We start from the raw sequence: 24,006 nt of genomic DNA on the forward strand, positions 1-24,006 counted from the left end.
TCACGAGAACGGCCGCACCTCGATCTTGCGATCGCAGGCCTTCGACGCCTCGGCGGCGAGCGTGAGCGCGACGTCGAGGTCGGGGACCTCCCACACCCAGATCCCGGCGAGGTACTCCTTGGACTCCACGAACGGCCCGTCGGTGACCATTGCCTGCTCCCCCCGGTTGTCGATGACCGTGGCCGCGTCGGTTCCCGCGAGCCCGCCCGCGAAAACCCAGTAGCCCTCGGCGATCAGTCGTTCGTTGAACGCGTTGATGGCGGGCTGCCTGTCCGTGCTGCCGGGATTGCTCTTGTCGTCGATCACCGAAACCAGGTACCGCATCTGAAGATCATCTCCTGTGACTCGGGGCGTCCCTCGTGGACGGCCACTCACCCCCACCACGAACACCGATGTCCCGATCCGACACCACCGGCCGGACTTCTTTCAACTTCGCCCGTCCGCCGGACGGCGCCAGGCCCCGGCTGCCTACGGCGCGTACCGCGGGCGCCCGCTGGGCCGGTAGGCGTGGATCGCCACGCCCCCCGAGGTGGCGCGCGAGGTGACCAGGTCGAGTGCTGTGTCCGGGCCGGTGGCGGGGAACAGCCGCGTGCCCTGGCCGACGACCACGGGATAGGTGAGCAGGATGATCTCGTCGACCAGGTGGTGGTCGAACAGCCAGCGGACCAGGCTGCCGCTGCCGTGCACCTGCAGCTCACCGCCCGGCCTGGCTTTCAGCTCGCGGACGGCGGCCGCGAGGTCACCGGAGAGGACGGTCGTGTCCGCCCAGCGCGGGCCGGTGAGCGTGGTCGACGCCACGTACTTGGGCCGCGCGTGCAACGCCGCCGCGATGGGGCTGGTGCTGGGGTCTTCCATCGCGCCCCAGGAGCCGGCGAAGATCTCGTAGGTTCGCCTGCCGAACAGGAACGCGTCGGTGCGCTGGTAGATCTCGCCGAGGAAGGCCTCGGCTTCGTCGTCGAACAGCGGCAAGGCCCATCCGCCGCGCTCGAACCCGCCTCGGCGGTCCTCGTCCGCTCCGCCCAGCCCCTGCATCACTCCGTCGACGGAGACGTTGGTGACAGTCGTCAGTTTCATGGTGTTCCCTTCCTCCGGGCGGCCCCCTGCGGGCGGTCGCTCGCTCTTGCCACGAACGCCGCTGCCCCGATCCGACACCTCCGGCCGGATTTTCCACCGCACCCGTGCGGAAGGCCCGCCCCACCGTGGCCGATGGGGCGGGCCTTCCTCCGGGACGCCGGTCTACTGCTGTGGCGTCAGGGTGACGTCGACGGTGTTGCCCGGTCCGGCGACGAAGGCGCTGACGACGTTGTTCAGCGCCCCGCAATCGGTGAGCGGTGCGATCTCGTAGGTGCCGGAGAGGTCACCGCCCGCGAGCGGGTCGAAGCCGTCCTCCGACGTCAGCGCGATGTCGGACGGCTCGGACGTGCGGCAGTCGGGCGACCTGCTGATGGGGAAGCCGAACACGGTGATCTTCGGCATCGTGATCGTGGTGGAGGCGTTCGCGGTGAGCCGGCCGCCGGTCAGCGTGCCCGTGGTCTTGCCCTCCTGCTGGAACTCGACCTTCGATCTGATCGGCAACAGGCCGAACAGCCGGGCCTTCACGCTGGTCGGGTGCAGCAGCAGGTCCGCGGTGAAGTCGCCGCTGGCGAGGTCGAGCTCCGCGTCGATGCCACCGGTGAGCGGTGCGGAGGCCCGTAGCTTCGCGATGTGCGACGAGCCCTCCAGGCCGTAGCTGTACTCGATGCCACCCGGCGGCTCGGTGGGCTCCGTAGGCTCCGTGGGCTCCGTGGGCTCCGTGGGCTCGGTCGGCTCGGTGGGCTCGGTCGGCTCGGTGGGCTCCGTGGGCTCGGTCGGCTCGGTCGGCTCCGTGGGCTCCGTGGGCTCGGTCGGCTCCGTCGGCTCGGTCGGCTCGGTCGGCTCCGTGGGCTCGGTCGGCTCCGGCTCGACGATCTGGAACGTCGCCAGCGTGTTGTCCTGGCCCGGGTCCTGCACGCACTGCGAGTCGAACGTGCCCAGCCCGGTCTCCGAGCCGTCGGCCGTCCGCGGCGTCATCGTGAGCAGGACGTCGCCCACGCTGATCGTGCCGTCACCCGCCTGCGTGAACGTCAGCGACGGCGCGTTGCCGGTCGAGGTCACCTGGAACGACCCCGAGTCCGGAATCGGCGTCGACGGGATCGTGGTCGGCACCTCCACCGGCAGCGTCGCCTCGGGCACCGTCACCGTCGACGACGCCAGCGCCGATCCCTCGACGGTTTCCGCGCCGACCAGGTTCAGGCCCTGCGTGGCCGTCTCCGGCACGGTCGCCACCGCCGTGATCTCGAACTCGGGCGTCGGCTCACCCACCTCGATCGTGGTCGGGATGTCGGTCGAGATGTCGATCGTGATCGCCTGCGTGCCGATGAGCGGGAACGGACACTGGTAGTTCAGCGTCAGGGACACCGGGTCGGCCGAACCTGACCCGGCGCCTGCCAGCAGACCACCGATGACCATGCTCGCCGCGGCGCCACCCGCCACGGTCCTGGTCACCAGCCGTCGCGTGCTCGGTCTGTGTTTCACATTATCCTCCGTGGTATCCATCGAGATACGAAATGGCGTGACACGACAATGTGCCCGTCGTGGAGGTCGACGGCGGATTTTGTCGAGTAGCAGGGAAACGCGGTCCGCCATTCCCTACTCCCGGGTAAGCTACCTACGGGGAAACCGCGCGGGCAAGGCTGTCTCCAGCGGAAACCGAGATGGCGGGCGAATTTGTCACGATTCGATACGTACCGTCGGTGCGCCTTGGTCGTGCACGACAGACTCGCCGGTTCAGCGATTTTTGACAAGAAATGCGGGGCCGTTTCGGCGGGGGATCACAGGTTCGCCGACGGGCAGGCCGGGGCGGGATGGAATTGTGCGGAACGGGGTAAACGCCGGTGCCGGGATGCTCACCTGAGCACAACGTGGCCGAGCCGTCTCCATCCGTGAAATTGCACTTTCAACGATCAGTTGACCGCCGTTCGGAGTAATGCTATTCCTTGCGAGTTGCTCGATTCGGCGCGGGCGGGAGCCAGGCGGTCGCAGCCCCGGGCTGGTGAAAGACGGGACGGTGCACCCATGACGGTCGAATGCGCGGTCTTCGACGTCTTCGTGGACCAGCCGAGGGCCGAGCTGTGGAAGATACTGGCCGACCCCGAGCGGTATCCCCGCTTCTTCCGCGGCATCGGCTCGTGCGAGCGCGTCGCCGCGGACGGCAGGCGGCGCACCTACCGGATGCGCGTCCGCGAGGAGGGCGCGGTCGTCCCGCTCGAGGTGGACACCGTGCAGTACCGGCGCGGGGAGCACTTCGTCCTGGAGAGCCTGAAGGGCGCCACCGGCTGTGTCTCGGTGCACCTGGAGGACGCCGGTGTGGCGGGCACGCGCGTGAAGGTCTACTTCTTCCGGACGGCCGTCGCCCATCGCGAGTTCGCCGAGCCGGAGATCCGCGCGTGGCTCACCGACGGCATCCGGCGCATCGACGACCACCTCGGCGGGATCGGCGCACCGCTGCCCGTCTGGTCCCCGCCCACCCAGCTCAAGGCCGCCCGCACGCTCATGGACGCGGGCGTGATCGCCCCCTCGTCACCCGCCAAGATCATCCGGCAGCTGCGCGCGCTGTCGCGCTGGGGAGCCACGCTCGCGGGCGGGTACCAGGCCGCGGCGGCGTCCGCCCCCGACGCGATCGCCGTGGCCGACGAGGAGACGCGGTGGACGTTCGCCGACCTCGATCGCCGCACCACCCGCCTGGCCTGGGGGCTCCGGGAGATCGGGGTCGGCGCGGGCCGGACCGTCGCCGTCCTCGCCCGCAACCACGCCGCCCTGCTGCACGTGCTCATCGCGTGCGGCAAGCTCGGCGCGCACACGCTGCTGCTCAACACCGGCCTCGCGGGCAGGCAGGTCGCCGAGGCCGTGCACCGGCACCGCGCGCGGGTCGTGTTCGGCGATCCCGAGTTCGACGAGCACCTCGCCGGGCTGCGGGACGACGTGCTGGTGGTCGGCACCCTCGGCGGCCGCTCCGGGCGCAGGCGGGTCACCGTGGACGACCTGATCGCCACCGAGCCGGGCGGACCGCTCACGCCGCCGGACCGGCCGGGCCGCCTGGTGGTGCTGACGTCGGGCACCTCGGGCACGCCGAAGGGCGCGCGGCGGCCGACCCCGAAGGGCCTCGGCGCCGCGCTCGCCCTCCTGTCCCGCATCCCGCTGCGCGCGGGCGAGCGCATGCTCGTCGCCGCGCCCGTCTTCCACACCTGGGGCCTGGCCGCGGTGCAGGTGGGCATGCCGCTGCACGCGGGACTCGTGCTGCGCCGCCGGTTCGACCCCGAGGACTGCCTGCAGGCCATCGAGCAGTACCGCTGCACCTCGATGTTCGCCGTGCCGGTCATGCTCCAGCGCATCATGGACCTGCCGGCCAAGGTCCGCGGCCGGTACGACACCTCCAGCCTGCGGGTGGTCGCCAGCAGCGGCTCGGCGCTCCCGCCGAAGCTCGTCACCGACTTCCTCGACGCCTTCGGGGACGTGCTCTACAACCTGTACGGCTCCACGGAGGTGTCGGTGGCCACCGTCGCCGGGCCCGCCGACCTGCGTGCCGCGCCGGGCACCGCGGGCTACCCGCCGCTGGGCAGCCAGGTCGCGGTGCTGGAGCCGACCGGCGACCCGGCGCCGCCCGGCGCGGTCGGCCGCGTCTTCGTGCGCAACGACATGCTCTTCGACGGCTACACCGACGGCTCGGGCCGGGAGCGGCGGCACTCGCTCATGGACACCGGCGACCGCGGTTACCTCGACGCGGACGGCAGGCTGTTCGTCGCCGGTCGCGACGACGACATGATCGTCTCCGGCGGGGAGAACGTCTTCCCCCGCTCCGTCGAGGACGCGCTCGCCACCATGCCCGGCGTCAACGAGGCCGCCGCCGTCGGGGTCCCCGATCCCGAGTTCGGCCACCGGTTGCTGGCCTACGTGGTCACCTCGCCCGAGGCCCAGCTCTCGGCCGGTGACGTGCTCGCCTTCCTGCGTCAGCGGATCCCCCGGTTCTGCATGCCCCGCGAGGTGCTGTTCACCCACGAGCTCCCGCGCAACGCCACCGGCAAGGTGCTCAAACGACTGCTCGTGCCGCCCGGCGACCGGCGGGCGGCGGACGCAGGGAAGACCCACCGCCGGTAGCCCCACCAGCGGAAACCGGTCGCGAGCACCGTGCCCACCACCATCCCGGCCGTGAAGTCGGCGATCTCCTGCGCGGTCAGGGACACCAGGGGCACCCGCAGGTTCAGCACGTACCGGGACACGAAGGCGGGCGCCACGTTGATGACGACGGCGACGGCGTTGACCGTGCCGAACAGCACCGCCTCGTGGTGCCGCCTGCGCCCGCCCCGCTCGCGGAACGACCACGTTCGCGACAGCACGTACGACACACCCGTCGCGACGACCGTGGCGACGGCGAGCGCGGTGACCGGCTTCGCCGCCAGCACGGACAGCTTCAGCGCGTAGTTCACGGCGGCGGTGACGGCGAACGCGATGGCGCCGACCGCGCCGAACCGGAGCAGCTCGCGGTGCCGTACGAGCGCGGATCGGAGCATGGCACCTCCACCGGGCGGAAATCACGCCGGGAACCACGGGCGCAGCCGGAAGCTACTGCAGGGCGGGCGAGAGCCGCAATCGGCCGGAACCCGCCCGGCCCCCGCGAAGTCGCTTTTTGTCCGCCGCGCACAAGAATGACGCGGCCGATGTGCGTTCCGCTCGGAACACCGAAACTTCTTGGCTGCCAACAACTTTGCCGACGGTCGTTGGCCGCTCGTGACAACAATCGGCGATTTCCGTGAGCGCGCGGGAATCGATGTCCCGAGGTCATTGTCGGGCCCTTGCGCCGCGGATACGGTGGCTCTCCAGTCGCCGCACGTAATGCGGTTTCCGATTCCTGTGACGCGGAGTGTTCCCGATGAGATCCTGGCGGTGGTCGCACGCACGCGGCCGGTGCGCGGCGCTCGCCGCGAGCGCGAGCGTGCTCCTGGCGACCGCCGCGATCCCCGCACCGCCGGGCACGGCGGCGGCCGCGGTGGAGATCGGCGGCGAGTGCCCGGTGCCCGGCGGCGATCCGGTGCCGGTGACGTTGTCGTTCACCGCCGACCTGCCCGCCACGCTGAGCCGGGAGGGCATCCCGGAGACGGCGGCCGTGGCGGGTGTGGCCACGCTGCCCGCCTCCGCCGTGACCGCCCTGCACGGGGCAGGCGCCACCGCGGTGACGGTGTCGGCGTCCGCCACCCTCGCGCTGCACCGCGACGGGGCAGGCACCGCCGTGCCCGCCACGCTGGAGTCCACAGCGGACCTGCCGCTGCCCGCCGGGGGCGACTGGCGGATCCCGCTCGCCGGGAAGCCGGTTCCGCTCGCGGCGCCAGGTTCCGGCGACCTCACCGTCGAACTGGCCGCCCTCACCCCCACGCTCACCGTCCACTCCGGAACCGGGGCCGGGACGGCGCCCTGCGCCACCGGGCCAGGGCAGGGCGGGCGGCTCGGCACGGTGGCCGCCACCCCGGCGGCCGCGGCTCCGGCGGGACAGGGGACGGCCGCCCGGCCCGCACCGGCTCCGGCGGCGGAGCCGGAGGCGCCGCTGCTCACCGCGCGGTTCCTCGTCGACACCACCACCCGCGTCGCCAAGCTCGGCTCGGACCTCACCATGCCGCGGGGCACCTTCGACGCCGGGCTGTACCCCACCGACGTCGCCGGTCAGGTGCGCATCGAGGGTGACCTGGCCATCCCGCCGGGCGAGGGGTACTTCGTGGTGTTCCGGTTCCTGCCGGTCACCAGCACCGTGACGCTCACGCAGAACGGCAGGGTGAGCGGCACGGCGGGCATCCTGCCCGACCTGTTCCACCCGGACGTCGACGTCACCGCCCGGCTCGGCCTCGCCGTGTCCCACGTGCGGCAGGACGGCGTGCCGCTGGAGGTCGGCGACCACTGCCGCACCGAGCGGCCGCTGGAGGTGCGGATGCGCGGCAAGGCGGATCTCACGCCCGGCGCCCGGTCCACGTTCGAGTCGGTGGCCGCCATCCCCCGGTTCACCGGCTGCGGGGTGCACGAGGACCTCGACCCGCTGCTGTCCGGGCTGATCTCCGGGCCGGGCAACGAGATCACGACCGTGCTCACCACCGTGGGGGTCGGGCTGTGACCGCGACCAGGGACCTCGGGACCGCGGGGCCGCCCGGCCGCGCGCTCACCGCCGTCGCCGAGTTCGGCCGCCTCGTCGCGCTGGGCCTCGACGTGCTCGTCGGCCTGTTCCGGCGGCCGTTCCAGGTGCGCGAGCTGATCGGCCAGTTCTGGTTCGTCGCCAGCGTGTCCATCCTGCCCGCCGCGCTGGTGTCGATCCCGTTCGGCGCGGTGATCACGCTCCAGCTCGGCTCGCTCACCAGCCAGATCGGTGCCGGGTCGGTCAACGGGGCGGCGAGCGTGCTCGCCGTGATCCAGCAGGCGAGCCCGATCGTGACCACGCTCGTCGTGGCCGGGGCAGGCGGTTCGGCCATCTGCGCCGACCTCGGCTCCCGCACCATCCGCGAGGAGATCGACGCGATGCGGGTGCTCGGCGTCTCCCCGGTCCAGCGGCTGGTCGTGCCGAGGGTGCTCGCGTCCATGCTGGTCGCCGCCCTGCTCAACGGCATGGTCAGCGTGGTCGGCGTGTGCGGCGGCTACTTCTTCAACGTCATCGTGCAGGGCGGCACGCCGGGCGCGTTCCTCGCCAGCTTCTCCGCGCTGGCACAGCTGTCCGACCTGTGGGTCGGCGAGATCAAGGCGGTGCTCTTCGGCTTCCTCGCCGGGCTCGTCGCCGCCTACCGCGGCCTCAACCCGAGGGGCGGGCCGAAGGGGGTCGGCGACGTGGTCAACCAGTCCGTGGTCATCACGTTCCTGCTGCTGTTCCTGGTGAACCTCGTGATCAGCGTGATCTACCTGCGGGTCGTCCCGGCGAAGGGAGCGTGAACGGTGACGATGACCGGCGGACGGCACCGGCTGCTCGACGCGGAGCGGCCGCTCGACGGCCTGGCGCGGCTGGGTGACCAGCTCGCGTTCTACGGGCGCGCGCTGGCGTGGGTGCCGGTCACCGTCACCCGCTACCGCCGCGAGGTCGTGCGGCTGCTCGCGGAGGTGACGTTCGGCAGCGGGGCGCTCGCGGTGATCGGCGGCACGATCGGCGTGATGGTCGGCCTGTGCGTGTTCACCGGCACGGTCGTCGGCCTGCAGGGCTTCACCGCGCTCGACCAGATCGGCACGTCCGCGTTCGCCGGGTTCCTCTCCGCCTACTTCAACACGCGCGAGATCGCGCCGCTCGTGGCGGCGCTGGCCCTCTCGGCCACCGTGGGCTCCGGCTTCACCGCCCAGCTCGGCGCGATGCGGATCTCCGAGGAGATCGACGCGCTGGAGGTGATGGCCGTGCGCAGCGTGCCGTTCCTCGTCACCACGCGGATCGTCGCCGGGTTCATCGCGATCATCCCGCTCTACGTCGTCGGGCTGCTCACCTCCTACGTCGCCGCGCGCGCCACCACCGTTCACCTCTACGGGCAGTCGGCGGGCACGTACGACCACTACTTCACCCTGTTCCTGCCGCCGGAGGACGTGCTCTGGTCGTTCGGCAAGGTCCTGGTGTTCAGCGTGGGCGTGATCCTCACCCACTGCTTCTACGGCTACCGCGCCAGCGGCGGTCCCGCCGGGGTGGGCGTGGCCGTGGGCCGGTCGGTGCGCACCTCGATCGTGCTGGTGAGCGTCCTCGACTTCTTCCTCAGCCTCGCCATCTGGGGCGCGACCACGACCGTGCGGGTGGCGGGATGACCGGCGACCGCGGACGGCTCCGCTACCACGCGTTCGGCGTGGTGTTCCTGCTGCTGCTCGCCGGGCTCGGCTGGTTCGCCGTCGCCGTCTACCAGAAGTCGTTCACCCGCACCGTCGACGTCACCCTGCACGCCGGCCGGGCGGGCACCCAGCTCACCGAGAACGCCGACGTCAAGGTCAACGGCGTGCTCGTGGGCACCGTCCGGGACATCCGGCTCGGCGAGCCCGGTCGCGGCATCGAGGTCGGCCTCGCGCTCGACCCGGCGTTCGCCGGGCAGCTGCCCGCCAACGTCACCGCGCGGCTGCTGCCGAAGACCCTGTTCGGGCAGCGCTACGTCAGCCTCGTCCTGCCGGAGGAGCCGGCCCCGGTGCCGCTGCGGGCGGGCGCGGAGATCCGGCAGGACCGCGACCCGGGCAGCGTCGAGCTGGAACAGGCGCTCAACGACCTGCTGCCCGTGCTGCGCACCGTGCAGCCGCAGAAGCTCGCGAGCACGCTCGGCGCGGTGGCGCAGGCACTGGAGGGCAGGGGCGAGCTGCTGGGCCGGACACTGGAAACGCTCGGCGGCTACCTCGCCCGGCTCAACCCCGCCGTGCCGGAGCTGCGGGAAGCCATCACCCGGTTCGCCGACGCCGTCGACGGCTACCAGGCCGCCGCGCCCGACCTGGTGTCCGCGTTCGCCGACCTGCGCGCCACCGGCGTGACCCTCGCGCGGCACGACGACGACCTCGGTGCGCTGCTGCGCACCGTCACCGGCGCCGCGCACGAGCTGGAGCGGTTCACCGGCACCAACCGGGAGGAGATCATCGGCCTGGCCGCCGCGAGCGAGCCCACGCTGCGGCTGCTCGCCGAGTACTCGCCGGTGTTCCCGTGCCTCGCCGAGGCCGCGGCCAGGCTCAAGCCCCAGGTGGAACGCGTGCTCGGCGCCGGAACAGACGAGCCGGGGCTGCACGTGGACCTCACGCTCAAACCCGCCGAACGCCCCCGGCGCACCGCACCCAGCCCTCCGCCGGGGCCGTGGTGCCCCGCCGCGGGCGGGCCCGCCCCCGCCGCGTACTCGACGGCCGAGCACCGGCTGCTCACCGAGCTCATCGCCGCGGGGCAGGGCTCCCGGCCCGCCGAGGTCCCCGGCTGGGGCGCGCTGCTGGTCGGACCGCTGCTGCGCGGAACGGAGGTGACCCTGCGATGAGGAACATCACCAAGCCGCTGGTCAAGGGGCTCGTGTTCGCGCTGGTGACGCTGGTCGCCACCGCCGTGCTCGGCACCGCCATCGCCAACCGGGACGGCGGCGACGCCGTCGCCTACCGCGCCCGGTTCACCGACGTCACCTCCGTCAACCCGGGGGACGACATCCGCATGTCCGGTGTCCGCATCGGACAGGTCGAGCACGTCACGATCGTCGACCGCGGCATCGCCGAGGTGGAGTTCTCCGTCGAGCGCACCCGGAAACTGTCCACATCGGTCACCGCGACGGTGAAGTACCGCAACCTCATCGGCCAGCGCTATATCGCCCTCGACCAGGGCGAGGACCCGTCGGGGACACTGCGGGCAGGCGCGCTGATCCCGCTGGAGCGCACGAGTCCCGCTCTCGACCTCACGGCCGTGTTCAACGGGTTCAAGCCGCTGTTCCAGGCACTCTCGCCGGACGACGTGAACCGTCTCGCCGCCGAGATTGTCCGGGTGCTGCAAGGGGAGGGCGGCACGGTCGACAGCCTGCTGCGGCACACGGCGTCGCTCACCTCGACCCTCGCCGACAAGGACCGGGTGATCGAACGCGTCGTCGGCAACCTCAACGCCGTGCTCGACCGCGTCAACGCGCGCGGGGACCGGCTATCCGGCCTGCTGGCCACCACCCAGCGGCTCGTGTCGGGCCTGGCGCGGGAGGCGGGCCCGATCGGCGCGGCCGTCGAGGGTGTCGGCGAGCTCAGCGGCAGCACCGCGGACCTGCTCGCCGAGGGCAGGGCACCGCTGCGGGCCGACATCGCCGCGCTCGGCGCGCTGTCGAAGACGCTCGCCGACAACACCCCGGAGTTCGAGGGCGTGCTCGCCAACCTGCCGCGCAAGTACGAGTCGATCGGGCGCATCGCCTCCTACGGCTCGTGGCTCAACTTCTACCTCTGCTCGGTGACCTCCGACGCCGTGCCCGCCCCCGGCGGCGGCCCGGTCGGGGTGCCGGTGACCCAACCGAGGTGCACGCGATGATCACGCCGTTCCAGTCCCGCGATCCCGTCCGGCTCGGCTTCCTCGGCGCCGCCGCCGTGCTCGCCGTGGTGCTGCTGACGTTCTTCTGGGACCGCCTGCCCGGCACCGGGACCACCTACACGGCCGAGTTCACCGAGGCCGCCGGGCTGCGGTCGGGCGACGAGGTCCGGGTGGCGGGCGTGCAGGTCGGTGAGGTGCGCTCGGTCGACCTCGAAGGGGACCACGTGCGGGTCACCTTCGGCGTCGACGACGTGTGGATCGGCGACGAGACGGTCGCCGCGATCCGGATCAAGACACTGCTGGGCGCGAAGAACCTCGCCCTGGAACCGCGCGGGGACGCCGAGCAGGACCCGGAGCGGCCGATCCCGCGCGAGCGCACGGTGACGCCGTACGACGTCAACGAGGCGTTCGGCGACCTCGCCCGCACCGCGGGCGGGCTCGACACCGCACGGCTCGCGGAGAGCTTCCGCACCCTCTCCGAGACGTTGCGCGGCACGACCCCGGAGAACCTGCGCGGCGCGCTGGACGGCCTGGCCGCCCTGTCCCGCACGGTGTCCGAACGCGACGCCGACCTCGAGCGCCTGCTCGGCAACACCGGCGAGCTGAGCACCACGCTGGCCGAGCGCAGCGAGCAGGTACGCACACTGCTCTCCGACGGCAACGTGCTGCTCGAGGAGTTCCGCGAACGCAGGGAAGCCGTGCACGCGCTGCTGACCGGGGCGCGGGACCTCTCCCGCCAGCTGTCCGGCGTGGTCGCCGACAACCAGCGCCGGCTCGGGCCCGCGCTGGCGCAGCTGGACCGGGTGACCGAGGTGCTGCGGCGCAACCAGGACGAGCTGGACCGCAGCCTGCGGCTGGCCGGGCCGTTCTACCGGCTGCTCGGCGACGCGGTCAGCAACGGGCCCTGGATCGACACCTACCTCTGCGGACTCGTCACCTCCGGCGAGGACGGGAGCTGCCGGCCACCGAAACCGGAAGGGGGACAGTGATGACCCGCCGACCACGGCCCCGGGCGCGCCGCCTGCGCCGCCTGCTCGCGCTCGCCGTCGCCGCGGTGCTCGCCGCCTCGGCCACGCTCGTGGTGCTCGACCCGCGGCGCGACCAGCGGTTCACCGCGTTCTTCACCGCTGCCGTGGGCATCTACCCGGGATCGGACGTGCGCGTGCTCGGCGTGCCCGTCGGCACCGTGGACGCGGTGGAGCCGAGCGGGCGGGACGTCCGGGTGGTGCTGTCCGTGGACCCGGATGTGGCCGTGCCCGCCGGGGCACGGGCACTTGTCGTGACGCCGAGCCTGGTCAGCGACCGCTACGTCCAGCTCTCGCCCGTCCACACCGGAGGTCCCACGCTGCCGGACGGTGCCGTGCTGGGCACCGACCGCACGGCCGTGCCGGTGGAGATCGACGAGGTGTTCGGCAGTCTCGACCGGCTCACCACGGCGCTCGGCCCCGACGGCGCCAACGGCGGTGGCGCGCTCGGCGACCTGCTCGCCACCGGCGCCGAGTACCTGGACGGCAACGGTGAGCAGGCCGGGCGGATGGTCCGCGAGCTGGGCAAGGCGGCCAGGACGCTGAACGGGACACAGGACGACTTCTTCGCCACCGTCGACGGGCTGCAGCGGTTCACCACGATGCTCGCCGAGAGCGACGCCCAGGTGGCCAGGTTCGAGCGCCTGCTCGCCACCGTCTCGGGCTACCTGGCCGACGACCGTGACGAGTTCGGTGCCGCGCTGCACGAGCTGGCCGGCGCGCTCGACACGGTGGCGGAGTTCGTCCGCGGCAACCGGGCACGCCTTCGCTCCAATGTGGACAAACTGGCGAGCGTCACCGGCACGCTGGTGCGGCAGCGCGACTCGCTGGCGATGGCGCTCGACGAGGCGCCGGGCGCGCTGCGCCGGGTGCTCGCAGCCTACGACGAGCGCACCGGCACGCTGGACTCCCGCGTCAACCTCAACGAGTTCAGCATGGGCTCGGTGCTGCCGCTGCCGACGACGGGGGGCAACTGATGGCGCGACGGGGAATCCGGGCCACGGTGCTCGCGGCGGTGCTCACGCTCGTCGCCGGATGCTCCGCGCTGCCGGGGCTCTACGGCACCCCGCTGCCGGGCGGGCCGGACCTCGGCGACCGGCCGTTCCGGGTGACGGCGAGCTTCACCGACGTGCTCGACCTCGTGCCGCAGTCGTCGGTGAAGGTCGCCGACGTCCCGGTCGGGCAGGTGGAACGCATCGAGCTGGCACCGGACGGCCGGACCGCCGAAGTGACCCTCGTGGTGCGCGGGTCGGTCGAGCTGCCCGCCAACGCGGTCGCGCGGCTGCGGCAGTCCAGCGTGCTGGGGGAGAAGTTCGTCGAGCTGGGCCCACCGGAGACCGCCGAACCCCGGGGCAGGCTGGCCGACGGGGCCCGCATCCCGGTCGCCCGCACCGACCGCAGCACCGAGGTCGAGGAGGTGCTCGGGGCGCTGTCGCTGGTCCTCAACGGCGGCGGAATCGGCCAGCTGCAGCAGATCACCCGGGAGCTGAACGCCGCGCTCGGCGGCAGGGAGACCGAGATCAAGAACCTGCTGTCCGGCCTGGACACCTTCCTCGGCGGGCTGGACCGGCGCCGGGACGAGATCTCCCGCGCGCTCGACTCCGTCGCCGAGCTCAGCGGCACGCTCGCGGCCCGCAAGGACGACATCGCGGGCGCCATCGACGACCTGGCGCCCGGCGTCGAGGCGCTGGCAGGCCAGCGGCGGCAGCTGGTGCGGATGCTGACGGCACTCGACTCCCTCGCCGCCGTCGCCGTGGACACCGTGCGGCGCGGCAAGGACGACCTCGTCGCCGATCTGCGGGCGCTGGAGCCGATCCTGCGGCGGCTCGACGAGGCCGGGGCACGGCTGCCCGAAGCCATGGAGATCCTGCTGACCTTCCCGTTCCCCGACGCCGCGCTCGACGCCGTGCGGGGCGACTACCTGAACCTGTACCTCGACTACGACGCGCGGACGGCGCCGGACGGCGGTGCGGGCTGATGCTGACCCGCAAGGTACGGCTGCAGGTGATCGCGTTCGTGCTCGTGGCGCTCGCCGGGATCAGCTACGTGAGCGCCACCTACGTCGGGCTCGACCGGCTGGTCGGCGGCTCCGGGTACGTGGTCAGGGCGCGCCTGGCCGAATCGGGCGGCATCTTCGGCAACGCCGAGGTGACCTACCGGGGGGTGGCCATCGGGCGGGTCGGGCAGCTGCGCCTGGCCGGCGAGGGGGTGGAGGCCGACCTGCGCATCGACGACGACGCGCCGCCGGTGCCCGCCGACGTGCTGGCCGTGGTGGCCCACCGCTCGGCGGTCGGTGAGCAGTACGTCGACCTCCGCCCCCGGTCGGACGGCGCGCCGTACCTGGCCGACGGCTCGGTGATCGAGGCCGAGGACACCGAGACCCCGCTGCGCAGCGAGGAACTGGTGCGCAACCTGGACCGGCTGGTCGCCTCGGTGCCGAGGGACGACCTGCGCACGGTGGTCGACGAGCTCTACCTCGCCACCCGGGACACCGGGCCGAGCCTGCAGGCCCTGCTGGACGCGACGGCCGGCTTCACCGGGGCCGCCGGCGAGCACCTGCCACAGACCGTACGGCTGATCACCGACGCGGGCACCGTGCTGGAGACCCAGGTCTCGGCCGCCGAGGCACTGCGGGACTTCGGGCGGAACGCCAGGCTCGTCGCCCGGCGGCTGCGGAACTCCGACGGGGACCTGCGCGGGGTGCTCTCGGCGGGGCCCGCGGCCGCCGTGCAGGTCGGCGAGCTGCTGCGGGAGAGCGGGCCGGGCCTGACCACCCTGCTCGGCAACCTGCTGACGACGGCGGAGGTGATCCGCACCCGGCACGACGGGCTGGAGCAGCTGCTCGTGCTCACGCCGAGGGCGGTCGCGGCCGGCCGGACCGTCCTCGGCGGACAGTCCGCGGGCTTCGGGCTGGCGAGCACGTTCTTCGACCCGCTGCCGTGCACCACGGGCTACGAGGGCACCCGGTACCGCGACGGCCTCGACACCGCACCCGCCCCGCTCAACACCGACGCCCACTGCGTCCGCCGACCGGCTCGTGAGTGAGGAACGTCGTTCGAACGCCCGCCCGTCGCCCGACCACCACCCCTGGCGGAGGCGCTGCGCGCCGCTGTGCCCGCCCGTCGCCCGACCACCACCCCTGGCGGAGGCGCTGCGCGCCGCTGTGCCCGCCCGTCGCCCGGCCACCACCCCTGGTGGAGGCGCTGCGCGCCGCTGTGCCCGCCCGTCGCCCGGCCACCACCCCTGGTGGAGGCGCTGCGCGCCGCCGCCTTTCATGCACGAGTCAGCAGGCGTTCGGCAGGGCGTTCCTCACTCACGAGCCAGCAGGCGCTCGGCACGCAGGGCCAGCTCGAGTTCCAGGCGGGCGGCCGGGTCGCCGAGCCGGTCGCCGAGCAGCTCGGTGACCTGCCGCATGCGGTAGCGCACGGTCTGCGGATGGATCCCGAGCCGCCCAGCCACCGCGGGCGCGTTGCCCCGGCTCTCCAGCCACGCCAGCGCGGTCTCCACGGTGCGCGCCCTGCGGTTCGGCGTCAGCGGCGCCAGCGGGGCGAGCACCCGCCTGCGCAGCTCCTCGACCAGGAACTCGTCGGCGAGCAGGCAGAGCGTGGTGAGGTGGTCCCGGCACCAGACGACCGGCTCGGCACCGAGGGCGCCGCGCTCCGCCAGCCGCAGGCCCCGCCGGGCCCAGCGCAGCGACACCGGCGCCTCCGCCAGCGGCACGGTGGGGCCGACGCACGCCCTGCGGCCCGCGAGCAGCCTGCCGAGCCGTTCTCCGGCCCGCTCCGGGTGGGCGACGACCAGGCACGGCTGCCCACTGTCCACATCGGCCAGGATGTCGTCGCCGAGTTCGGCGGCGGACAGCTCGGGGGCCTCGTCGTCCGGCGCGACCGCCACCACCGCCACCTCTTCGGGCAGCGGCCAGTGCCCGAGCGTCGACAGTCGCGCGATCTCCTTGCCCGCCGGGGGCGGGTCGGCGACGATCTGCTGCGCCAGCCTGCGCCGGTGCCGCGCGCGGACGCCGTCGCATTCGGCCTGCGCGGCGGTGTACCCCTCGATCGACAGCGCGGACAGTTGCTCGACGTAGGCGAAGATGGCCTCGGCCGCGATCGCGAACAGCTCGGTCGGCAGCCGCTCCCGCTGACCCCACACCGCGATGTGCCGCCACGCGACCCGGCCGCCCACGCGGTACGCCGCCTGCAGCGCGTCGAGATTGCGGCCGTTGCGGAACTCCACCCTGCCGAGCCTGCGGAACACCTCCTGCCACGCCGGGTCCGGCTCGGCACCCGCCCGGATGGCGTCCTTGCCGCGCAGCACGGCCTGCCGCGTGGCGGACACGAGGTCCTCGAGGGTCCCGGCGCCGAGCGGACCGGAGTACGCGGGCACCGCGTGGCGCACCTCCCGCACGATCTCCCGGGTCAGCCCTTCCACGAGCGGGCCGAACCGCTCGCTCAGGTCACGGGGCAGCGAGGCCCACAGCGACGTGGCCTGCTCGGTGGCTCGCCGGACGGGATCGCTCCGGCTCGCCTCGGCCGGCGTGCCGGGCGTGGTCATGCCGGTCAACGTAGTTTTGCGTCACCGGCGCTGTCAAAACACGGCCACGATTTCCCGGTAGACGTCAGCGAAATTCGTCAGAGCGGCCCGCGTTCGTTGTCCGCGTCTGACAAATAATGACCGGAATCCGGAAATACTCGCGTCCGCCGTTGTCGCCCGCGCGGGTGGCTGTGTACGTTTTCCGGGCCGTCGAACGAAATTGAAGGGACTGCCATGATCCGCCGATTCCTCGCCGGTGCGCTCTCCGTCGCCACGGTCGTCGCGGCCGCCGGCCTGACCGCGTGCGGCTCCGGCGAGCAGGAGGGGCCGGAGAACCCGGCCGCCGTCGCCTGGGCCGAGGAGTTCTGCCGGACCGTGCGCGGGGGCGGTGACCTGCTGTCCCGGCTGCCGAAGGTGGACACGGCCGAACCGGACGCGGGCCGGACGGCGCTCGTCGACTACCTCGGCCGCATCTCGACGGCGCTGACCGAGGTCGAGACCATGCTGCGGCGCGAGGGGGCGCCACCGGTGGACAGCGGCGACGCCGCGCTGCGGCGCGCCGTGGACAACGTGACGGGCACGAGGAGCGCGGTCGAGGAGGCACGGTCCACGCTCGCCGGGGCGGAGATCACGGACGCGCGGTCGTACGAGCGCGCGATCACCTCGGCCAGGTCGGTGTTCGACGAGGTGAACCTCGTGGAGGGCCCGGAGCGGGAGCTGCGCGCGAATCCGGAACTGGACGCGGCATTCGACGACGCGCGGGCCTGCCGGCAGCTGGGAGCGCCCGCCTGAATCATTCCGGAACACATTTCCTGGAGGCGTCCATGAAAACCACCCGACGACGTGTGGTGTGCCGGTCGGCCGTTCTCGCGGTCGCGTTCTCCGCGGTTCTCGCGACCGCCCCGGCCGCTCCGGCGGCGGCTGCCGGGGAGGGTTCGCGCGGTCCCGAACTGCACAGTTTCGCCGCGGCGTTCCTCTATTCGCAGGCACATCCGGACGCGGTGCCGCCCGGCGCCAACGACTGGTCGTGCACGCCGTCGGCCGACCGGCCCCGCCCGGTGGTGCTCGTGCACGGCACGTGGGAGAACCGGTACAACAACTTCGCTCGGCTGTCGCCCGCGCTGCGCCGCGCCGGGTTCTGCGTCTTCGCGCTGAACTACGGCGACGACGGCAGCGCGGCGGTGAACCTGGCGCCCGGCATCAAGGGCTACGGCGACATCCGCGCCTCGGCCGGGGAGCTCGCGACCTTCGTCGACCGGGTGCGCGCGGCCACCGGCTCGTCCGAAGTAGACATCGTCGGGCACTCGCAGGGCGGGCTGATGCCACGCTGGTATCTGCGCTTCGGTGGCGGGGCGGAGGCGGTGCGCACGCTCGTCACGCTCGGCGCGACCCACCACGGCACCACGCTCAGCGGGCTGGGCACGCTGGTGGACCGGCTGGGCCTGCTGCCGCACACGCCTGCCGTGCTGGGCGAGGCGGCGCGGCAGCAGTACGCCGGCTCCGAGTTCCTGCGCACGCTGAACCAGGGCGGGGACACCGTGGCGGGGGTCGACTACGTCGTGATCGCGACCAGGTACGACCAGGTGACCACGCCGTACGAGTCGACGTTCCTCACCGCGGGCCCCGGGGCCACCGTGCGGAACGTGACCATCCAGGACCACTGCGCGATCGACTTCTCCGACCACCTGTCGATGAGCTACTCCACGGCGGCCATCGCGCTCGTGCTGCGCGGGCTCGGCGTCACCGGGCCGCTGCGCGAGTGCGCCCCGGCGCTGCCGGTGGTGTGAGTCAGTCCCGCGCGGTGCGGGCCGCCACGATGCCGGCCAGCCGGGCGCTGCGGTCGCCCGGCCGTCCGGCCAGGTCGTCGGCCCCCCGCACCGAGGCCGTGGCGAACCCCGCGGCCCGCAGCTCGGCCTCCGCCTCGGCGCGGTCGGCGAAGTGGAAGTGCACCCGGCCGCGCACGAACGCGCCGACGAGACCCGCGCCGAGCCGGTGCGCGGGGGCGCCGGCCTGCTCCCGCAGGTGCAGGTCGGCGAGGTAGGTCCCGCGCGGGAACCGGGCCAGCACGGTGGCGAAGCGCCGCCACATCGCCGTCACCGCCGCGCGGTCGAAGTAGTTGAGCAGGCCCTCGGTGAGGATCGCCGTTCCGGTGTCCGGGTCGAGGGTGTCCGCGAGCGCGGCGAGGCTGTCCGGCCCCGTGTCGCGCAGGGCGTCCAGTTCGGCGACGCGGTGGTGCGGGCCCGTGCCGCCGAGCCGGTCCAGCAGGGCGCGCTTGCGTCCGGCCATCCCGGGCAGGTCGGTCTCGACGTAGGTGAGCGCCGGGCCGAACCGCTCGGCGAACCGGTGACCGCGCGCGGACAGCCCCGCGGCGACCTCCACGACCTGGCCGATCTCGCCCCGCTCGACGGCCTGGGCCAGCAGCGTGTCGAGAACCTGGTGGCGGGCCAGCAGCACGCCCTCGAAGGTGGGGCCGCCGGCGGCCCGGCTGAGCCGCATCGCGGGCTCGGCGGCGTAGTACAGGGCCCGGCCCTCGGGGGTGGCCAGCGCGCCGGGCGCGAGCCCGTGACGCACCCAGACGTAGCCGGTGTAGTGGCCGGTGGGGCTGATCGCGTCGGGTCCGCGGCGGAGGCGCACGGTTCCGCAGTCTCGGGTGCCGGCGGTCCCCGGCGCAAGGCCACGGAGCCACGGACGAGTGAAATAGTGCCGGAGGACAAAATCGTGGTTCCAACTTGTGCGACATCAGGTAGGATGGGCGATGCCCGCTCCCGGTGACCCCCAGGCCGGTTGAGCGGGCTCTTTCATGCCCGCCTGGCACTTGCTCACCGCACGCAACCTTTCCGCTTCGGTCATGACATCCGGGTTGACAGCGCGCAGGGGACGTGGTTTCACTGAGTAGGTAAACATACCGGTCGGTATAGTCAGGAGGTGTTCGCGGTGCGAGCCGTGCTGCTCACGGGGTTCGGCGGGCCGGAGAAGCTGGAGTACCGGGAGGACGTGCCCGATCCGGAGCCGGGTCCGGGCGAGGTGCGCGTCCGCGTCGGCGCGGCGGCGCTGAACAACACCGACATCTGGACCAGGCAGGGGGCCTACGGCTCGCCGGACGACCCCGGCGCCCAGGCGGGCTGGCGCCGCGAGCCGCTGCGGTTCCCCCGGATCCAGGGCGCCGACGTCGCGGGCCGCGTCGACCGCGTCGGCACGGGCGTGCCCGAGACGCGGATCGGCGAACGGGTGCTCGTCGACCCGATGCTCTACGACGGCGGCGAGCGGGAGCTCGTCACCACCGACTACCTCGGCAGCGAGCGGGACGGCGGGTTCGCCGAACTGGTCACCGTGCCTTCGGCCAACGCCCACGCGGTCGACAGCCCGCTCGCCGACGCCGAGCTGGCCACGTTCCCCACCGCCTACACGACCGCTTTGCGGATGCTGCGCCGTGCCGGGGTGACGGCGGGGGAGACCGTGCTGGTCACCGGCGCCTCGGGCGGGGTCGGCTCGGCGCTGATCCAGCTGGCCGTCGCCCGCGGCGCGCGGGTGGTCGCCGTGGCCGGGACGGGTAAACGCGAACGCGCCGCATGGCTCGGCGCGCACGCGACGGTGGACCGGGACACCGCCGACCTCGGCGCGGACGTCGTCGCCGCGCTCGGCGGGGAGCGGCCGGACGTGGTCGCCGACGTCGTCGCGGGGCCGCTGTTCCCCGCCCTGCTGCGCGTGCTCGGCCCGCTCGGCCGCTACGTCGTCGCGGGCGCGATCGCGGGCCCGCTCGTCGAGGCCGACCTGCGTACCGTCTACTTGCGACAGCTGCGCCTCGTCGGCTCGTCCTTCGGCACCCACGAGGACTTCCGGGAGGTGCTCGCCCACATCGAGGCAGGCGAGCTCCAACCCCTGCTGGCGGGCACCTACCCGCTGGCCGAGCTCGGGCGGGCGCAGGAGCACTTCACCCGCAAGGAGTTCTTCGGCAAGCTCGCCGTCGTCCCCGGGGAGGTGCACCGGTGAACCTCGCCGACCACCGCGTGCTGACGTTCGACGTCGTCGGCACGCTCGTCGACTTCGAGCAGGGCATCCTCGACGCCGTCCGGCCGCTCGCCCCGGCCGTGCCCGGCGCCGACGTCCTCGCCGCGTTCGGCCGGGCCGAGGACCGGCAGCAGCGGCTCACCCCGGAGCTGCCGTTCACCCAGATGCTCGAGCCGGTGTACGAGCGGATGGCGGGCGAGCTCGGCCTCCCGCCCGGCCAGGGGCCCGCCCTGCGCGCGTCCATCCCCCGCTGGCCCGCCTTTCCCGACGCGGTGACCGCACTGCGCGCGCTGCGCACGCGGTTCCGCCTGGTGGCGCTCACCAACGCCGACAACTGGGCCGCGGGCCACTTCGCCACCACGCTCGGTGAGCCGTTCGACGACATCGTCACCGCCGAGGACGCCGGCGTGAACAAGCCGGACCTCCGCGTGTTCGCCTACTGCCTCGGCAGGCAGTCCGTGCACGGCTACCGTCGCGCGGACCACCTGCACGTGGCGCAGAGCCAGTACCACGACATCGGGGCCGCCAGGGCAGCCGACCTGCGGGTGTGCTGGATCGAGCGGGGGCACGGCAGGCCGGGCTCCGGAGCCACCCCGGAGGCCACCGTGGTCACCACGCCCGACCTCCATCTGCGCTCGCTCGCCGAACTCAGCGCCCTCGCCGCCGCGGCACGCTGACGCGCATCAGGTCGGCGGCCACCACGATGTCGCCGCCGAACTCCCGGGCCGCATCGGCGCGGAACTCCTCCGGCTCGGTGTAGCGCTGCGAGAAATGGGTGAGCACGAGCCTGCGCACCCCGGACTCCGCGGCGATGCGGCCCGCCTGCGCGGCGGTGAGGTGGCCGTACTCCGCGGCCAGCCCGGCGTCCGCCGAGAGAAACGTCGACTCGATCACCAGCAGGTCGGCACCCTCCGCCAGCGCGAACGCGCCGTCGCACAGGCGGGTGTCCATGACGAACGCGAAGCGCTGCCCGGGACGGGGCGCGCTGACCTCGGCGAGCGTGACGGTGCGGTCGCCGACGCGCAGCCCGCCCTCCCGCTGGAGCCTGCCCACGTCCGGCCCGTGCACGCCGAACCGGGCGAGCCGGTCGGGCAGCATGCGCCTGCCGTCCGGTTCGGTGAGCTGGTAGCCGAACGACTCGACGGGGTGGTCGAGCCGCCGGGCCCGCAACTCGCCGAACCCGCCGGTCGCGATCGTGCCCTCGCCCGTCACGGGTGCCTCGGCGAGCGTCGCCCGCTCGTGGAACACGCTGGCGCGCCGCAGCCGGGCGAAGTACTCCGCGCCGGAGGCCGGGTAGTGCGCGGCCACGGGGTGCGCCACGGCGTCGAGGGACAGCCGCTGCACGATCCCGGGCACGCCGAGGCAGTGATCCCCGTGAAAGTGGGTGACACAGAGGCGGGTGATCGCGCTCGCCGGTACACCCGCGAACAGCAGTTGCCGCTGGGTGCCCTCACCGGGGTCGAACAGCAGCCCCTCGGTGTCCCAGCGGAGGAAGTAGCCGTTGTGGTTGCGGTCGCGTGCGGGCGCCTGGCTCGCGGTGCCCAGCACGACCAGTTCCCGGGCCGACACGGCGACGACCCTAGGCCGTCACCGCGCCGGCCGCGGTCCGTGCCTGGTCAGGCGTTCGCCCTGGCGGCGCTGATGTCGCCGAGCGCCGAGCGGGGGTCCCGCTCCACGGCGGCGTCGCCGATCGACAGCACGCCCACCGGGCGCCCCTCGTCGACGACCGCGATCCGCCGGATCGCGTGCTCCCGCATCCGCGCGATGGCGTTGTCCGCATCCTCGTTCGGCGAGGCCGTGACGATCTGCTCGCTGCACACCTCGCCGAGGCGGGTGCCGGACAGGTCCTCGCGCTCGGCCAGCGCGCGGACCACGATGTCGCGGTCGGTGGCGATGCCGCACAACCTGCCGTCCTCGATGACCAGCACGTCGCCGATGCCGCGGTCGCGCATGCGCTGGGCCGCCTGCTGCACCGTGGCGTCGACCGGCAGGGTCTCGGGATCGGAGGTCATGAGCTCACGCACGAGCTGAGCCATGTTCTCCCCTCCTTCGCTGTCGTAGCGGTTCGTTCGGGTTCACCGTGGTCGGCGGGTACCCGCGTGCTCGGTGGACCCAACCTCCTCGTCGGTCTTGGGCGTGGCGCGGGCCTCCTTCGTGCGCCGGGACACGGCGCTGCGGCCGGGCTGGGCCTCGGGCTCGTCGAGCACGCCCGCGTCGTTCTCCACGGGCGCCGCCCTGCCCTGCTCACGCTCGGCCACCTCGTCGACGTACTCCTGCTGGTCGCGTGGACGCGGCCTGTTCTCCTCACTCATCTCCGTGGGTTACCCGCCGCGCGGCTCCGCGCAACCGTCCCGAGAGCGATACTGGACGCGTGTCTACAGCGGACTGGATCCTGCACGTGGACCTCGACCAGTTCATCGCGGCGGTCGAGATCGCGCGGCATCCGGAGCTGCGCGGACTCCCGGTTGTCGTCGGTGGCTCGGGCGACCCTGGCGAGCGGGCCGTCGTCGCGACGGCGTCGTACGAGGCCCGCGAGTTCGGAGTCCGGTCGGGCATGCCGCTGCGCACCGCGGCGAAACGCTGCCCCGGCGCGGTGTTCCTGCCCGCTGACCACAGCGCCTACGAGGAGGTCTCGGAGCGGGTGATGGCGGTGCTGCGCACCCTCCCCGTCGTGGTGGAGATCCTCGGCTGGGACGAGGCGTTCCTCGGCGCGCGCACGGCCGATCCGGAAGCGCTCGCCCACCGCGTGCGAGCCGTGGTCGCCGAGGAGACCGGACTGTCCTGCTCGGTGGGCATCGGCGACAACAAGCTGCGGGCGAAGCTCGCCACCGGGTTCGCCAAGCCCGCCGGGATCTACCGGCTGACCAGGGACAACTGGGTGGAGGTGATGGCCGGGCGGCCGCCGGACGCGCTCTGGGGCATCGGCCCGAAAACCGCGCGGAAACTGTCCGAGGCCGGCCTGACCACGGTCGCGCGGCTGGCGACGGCCGATCCCGGCGACCTCGCCGCGCGGTTCGGCCCGAACCTGGGGCCGTGGTACCGCGTCCTCGCCCGCGGCGGCGGCAGCACCACCGTCGAGGCCACGCCGTACGTGCCCCGGTCCCGCAGCAGGGAGACGACGTTCCAGCGCAACCTCACCGAGCCCGGCGAGATCCGCGAGCAGGTGGCCGTGCTCGCGCGGCGGGTCGCGCGGGACGTCGCCGACGAGGAGCGGCCCGCGGCCCGGGTCGCCGTGAAGGTGCGGTTCGCTCCGTTCGACACCCGCACGCGCAGTATGACCCTCGCCACCCCCACGAGCGACGCGGCCGAACTGGAACGGGCCGCGCTCACCGTGCTCGGCCGGTTCGAGCTGACCCGGCCCGTCCGGCTGCTCGGCGTGCGCGCGGAGTTCGGCTCGTGAGTGAGAAACGTGGTTAGAACGAC

The 24,006-nt window shown here is 73.2% G+C and carries 23 protein-coding genes and 1 pseudogene; 15 read left to right on the plus strand and 9 right to left on the minus strand.

Annotation, left to right across the window (positions count from 1 at the left end):
- The 3 genes from B0I33_RS28425 to B0I33_RS30105 form a co-directional block, all read right to left on the minus strand.
- Complete coding sequence (locus B0I33_RS28425) at positions 1-324, minus strand: YciI family protein (protein WP_106182236.1); 324 nt, start codon at positions 322-324, stop codon at positions 1-3.
- A 144-nt stretch (positions 325-468) separates the two neighbouring features.
- Positions 469-1,074 (minus strand): dihydrofolate reductase family protein, encoded by a 606-nt coding sequence (locus B0I33_RS28430; RefSeq protein WP_106182237.1) that lies wholly within the window; start codon positions 1,072-1,074, stop codon positions 469-471.
- 162 nt (positions 1,075-1,236) lie between these two features.
- Positions 1,237-2,553, minus strand: a complete 1,317-nt coding sequence (locus tag B0I33_RS30105) for a DUF6801 domain-containing protein (RefSeq protein WP_181193485.1) — start codon at positions 2,551-2,553, stop codon at positions 1,237-1,239.
- Positions 2,554-3,570: 1,017 nt separating this feature from the next.
- Here B0I33_RS30105 and B0I33_RS28445 point away from each other — a divergent pair.
- Positions 3,571-5,040: pseudogene (locus B0I33_RS28445) on the plus strand (AMP-binding protein); the annotation flags it as partial.
- On the opposite strand, the gene B0I33_RS30620 reads toward B0I33_RS28445, so the two are convergent.
- Positions 5,025-5,585: a GtrA family protein gene (locus B0I33_RS30620; protein WP_106182241.1), complete on the minus strand. Its 561-nt coding sequence runs from the start codon at positions 5,583-5,585 to the stop codon at positions 5,025-5,027. The pseudogene B0I33_RS28445 and the gene B0I33_RS30620 sit on opposite strands and share 16 nt — an antisense overlap.
- Positions 5,586-5,944: 359 nt before the next feature.
- Between B0I33_RS30620 and B0I33_RS28455 the strand changes: the two genes are divergently transcribed.
- Genes B0I33_RS28455 through B0I33_RS28495 form a run of 9 tightly spaced genes read left to right on the plus strand, consistent with a single transcriptional unit; the run spans position 5,945 to position 15,090 of the window.
- Complete coding sequence (locus B0I33_RS28455; protein ID WP_106182243.1) at positions 5,945-7,171, plus strand: DUF6801 domain-containing protein; 1,227 nt, start codon at positions 5,945-5,947, stop codon at positions 7,169-7,171.
- Positions 7,168-7,974 carry an MlaE family ABC transporter permease gene (locus B0I33_RS28460; RefSeq protein WP_106182244.1) on the plus strand — a complete coding sequence of 269 codons (807 nt, stop codon included), beginning with the start codon at positions 7,168-7,170 and terminating at the stop codon, positions 7,972-7,974. Before B0I33_RS28455 ends, B0I33_RS28460 begins: the two co-directional genes overlap by 4 nt.
- A gap of 9 nt (positions 7,975-7,983) precedes the next feature.
- Positions 7,984-8,820 carry an MlaE family ABC transporter permease gene (locus tag B0I33_RS28465; protein WP_106182365.1) on the plus strand — a complete coding sequence of 279 codons (837 nt, stop codon included), beginning with the start codon at positions 7,984-7,986 and terminating at the stop codon, positions 8,818-8,820.
- Positions 8,817-10,007, plus strand: coding sequence for an MCE family protein (locus B0I33_RS28470; protein WP_106182246.1), 1,191 nt, complete (start codon positions 8,817-8,819; stop codon positions 10,005-10,007). The genes B0I33_RS28465 and B0I33_RS28470 overlap by 4 nt, the downstream gene beginning before the upstream one ends.
- Complete coding sequence (locus B0I33_RS28475) at positions 10,004-11,020, plus strand: MCE family protein (protein WP_106182248.1); 1,017 nt, start codon at positions 10,004-10,006, stop codon at positions 11,018-11,020. Before B0I33_RS28470 ends, B0I33_RS28475 begins: the two co-directional genes overlap by 4 nt.
- Positions 11,017-12,009 carry an MCE family protein gene (locus B0I33_RS28480; protein ID WP_106182249.1) on the plus strand — a complete coding sequence of 331 codons (993 nt, stop codon included), beginning with the start codon at positions 11,017-11,019 and terminating at the stop codon, positions 12,007-12,009. The genes B0I33_RS28475 and B0I33_RS28480 overlap by 4 nt, the downstream gene beginning before the upstream one ends.
- Positions 12,009-13,022: an MCE family protein gene (locus B0I33_RS28485; protein WP_106182251.1), complete on the plus strand. Its 1,014-nt coding sequence runs from the start codon at positions 12,009-12,011 to the stop codon at positions 13,020-13,022. Before B0I33_RS28480 ends, B0I33_RS28485 begins: the two co-directional genes overlap by 1 nt.
- Positions 13,022-14,023 (plus strand): MCE family protein, encoded by a 1,002-nt coding sequence (locus tag B0I33_RS28490; protein WP_106182252.1) that lies wholly within the window; start codon positions 13,022-13,024, stop codon positions 14,021-14,023. Before B0I33_RS28485 ends, B0I33_RS28490 begins: the two co-directional genes overlap by 1 nt.
- Positions 14,023-15,090: an MCE family protein gene (locus tag B0I33_RS28495; protein WP_106182254.1), complete on the plus strand. Its 1,068-nt coding sequence runs from the start codon at positions 14,023-14,025 to the stop codon at positions 15,088-15,090. The genes B0I33_RS28490 and B0I33_RS28495 overlap by 1 nt, the downstream gene beginning before the upstream one ends.
- Before the next feature lie 264 nt (positions 15,091-15,354).
- Here B0I33_RS28495 and B0I33_RS28500 read toward each other — a convergent pair whose 3' ends face one another.
- Positions 15,355-16,596 carry a PucR family transcriptional regulator gene (locus B0I33_RS28500; RefSeq protein ID WP_106182256.1) on the minus strand — a complete coding sequence of 414 codons (1,242 nt, stop codon included), beginning with the start codon at positions 16,594-16,596 and terminating at the stop codon, positions 15,355-15,357.
- A gap of 213 nt (positions 16,597-16,809) precedes the next feature.
- On the opposite strand from B0I33_RS28500, the gene B0I33_RS28505 reads away from it, so the two are divergent.
- Together B0I33_RS28505 and B0I33_RS28510 are read left to right on the plus strand one after the other, a co-directional pair.
- The gene (locus B0I33_RS28505) at positions 16,810-17,367 is read left to right on the plus strand and encodes a hypothetical protein (RefSeq protein ID WP_106182257.1); all 558 of its coding nucleotides are present in this window, start codon (positions 16,810-16,812) and stop codon (positions 17,365-17,367) included.
- Between the two features lie 32 nt (positions 17,368-17,399).
- The gene (locus tag B0I33_RS28510; protein WP_106182259.1) at positions 17,400-18,362 is read left to right on the plus strand and encodes an esterase/lipase family protein; all 963 of its coding nucleotides are present in this window, start codon (positions 17,400-17,402) and stop codon (positions 18,360-18,362) included.
- Between the two features lies 1 nt (position 18,363).
- On the opposite strand, the gene B0I33_RS28515 is transcribed toward B0I33_RS28510, so the two are convergent.
- Positions 18,364-19,209, minus strand: coding sequence for a class I SAM-dependent methyltransferase (locus B0I33_RS28515; protein ID WP_106182261.1), 846 nt, complete (start codon positions 19,207-19,209; stop codon positions 18,364-18,366).
- 300 nt (positions 19,210-19,509) lie between these two features.
- On the opposite strand from B0I33_RS28515, the gene B0I33_RS28520 reads away from it, so the two are divergent.
- Both B0I33_RS28520 and B0I33_RS28525 read left to right on the plus strand, forming a co-directional pair.
- Positions 19,510-20,565, plus strand: coding sequence for an alcohol dehydrogenase family protein (locus tag B0I33_RS28520; RefSeq protein ID WP_181193493.1), 1,056 nt, complete (start codon positions 19,510-19,512; stop codon positions 20,563-20,565).
- A complete protein-coding gene (locus B0I33_RS28525; protein ID WP_106182262.1) occupies positions 20,562-21,260 on the plus strand; it encodes an HAD-IA family hydrolase in 699 nt (232 codons plus the stop codon). The genes B0I33_RS28520 and B0I33_RS28525 overlap by 4 nt, the downstream gene beginning before the upstream one ends.
- Here B0I33_RS28525 and B0I33_RS28530 read toward each other — a convergent pair.
- Genes B0I33_RS28530 through B0I33_RS28540 form a run of 3 tightly spaced genes read right to left on the minus strand, consistent with a single transcriptional unit; the run spans position 21,232 to position 22,895 of the window.
- Positions 21,232-22,152: a ribonuclease Z gene (locus B0I33_RS28530; protein WP_106182264.1), complete on the minus strand. Its 921-nt coding sequence runs from the start codon at positions 22,150-22,152 to the stop codon at positions 21,232-21,234. The two genes, B0I33_RS28525 and B0I33_RS28530, sit on opposite strands and share 29 nt — an antisense overlap.
- Positions 22,153-22,199: 47 nt before the next feature.
- A complete protein-coding gene (locus B0I33_RS28535) occupies positions 22,200-22,619 on the minus strand; it encodes a CBS domain-containing protein (RefSeq protein ID WP_106182266.1) in 420 nt (139 codons plus the stop codon).
- Between the two features lie 39 nt (positions 22,620-22,658).
- Positions 22,659-22,895 carry a hypothetical protein gene (locus B0I33_RS28540; RefSeq protein ID WP_106182268.1) on the minus strand — a complete coding sequence of 79 codons (237 nt, stop codon included), beginning with the start codon at positions 22,893-22,895 and terminating at the stop codon, positions 22,659-22,661.
- A 59-nt stretch (positions 22,896-22,954) separates the two neighbouring features.
- On the opposite strand from B0I33_RS28540, the gene B0I33_RS28545 reads away from it, so the two are divergent.
- Positions 22,955-23,983 (plus strand): DNA polymerase IV, encoded by a 1,029-nt coding sequence (locus B0I33_RS28545; RefSeq protein ID WP_106182269.1) that lies wholly within the window; start codon positions 22,955-22,957, stop codon positions 23,981-23,983.
- The last annotated feature ends 23 nt before the right edge of the window (positions 23,984-24,006 follow it).

Source organism: Prauserella shujinwangii (genome assembly GCF_003001955.1).
Taxonomy (GTDB): domain Bacteria; phylum Actinomycetota; class Actinomycetes; order Mycobacteriales; family Pseudonocardiaceae; genus Qaidamihabitans; species Qaidamihabitans shujinwangii.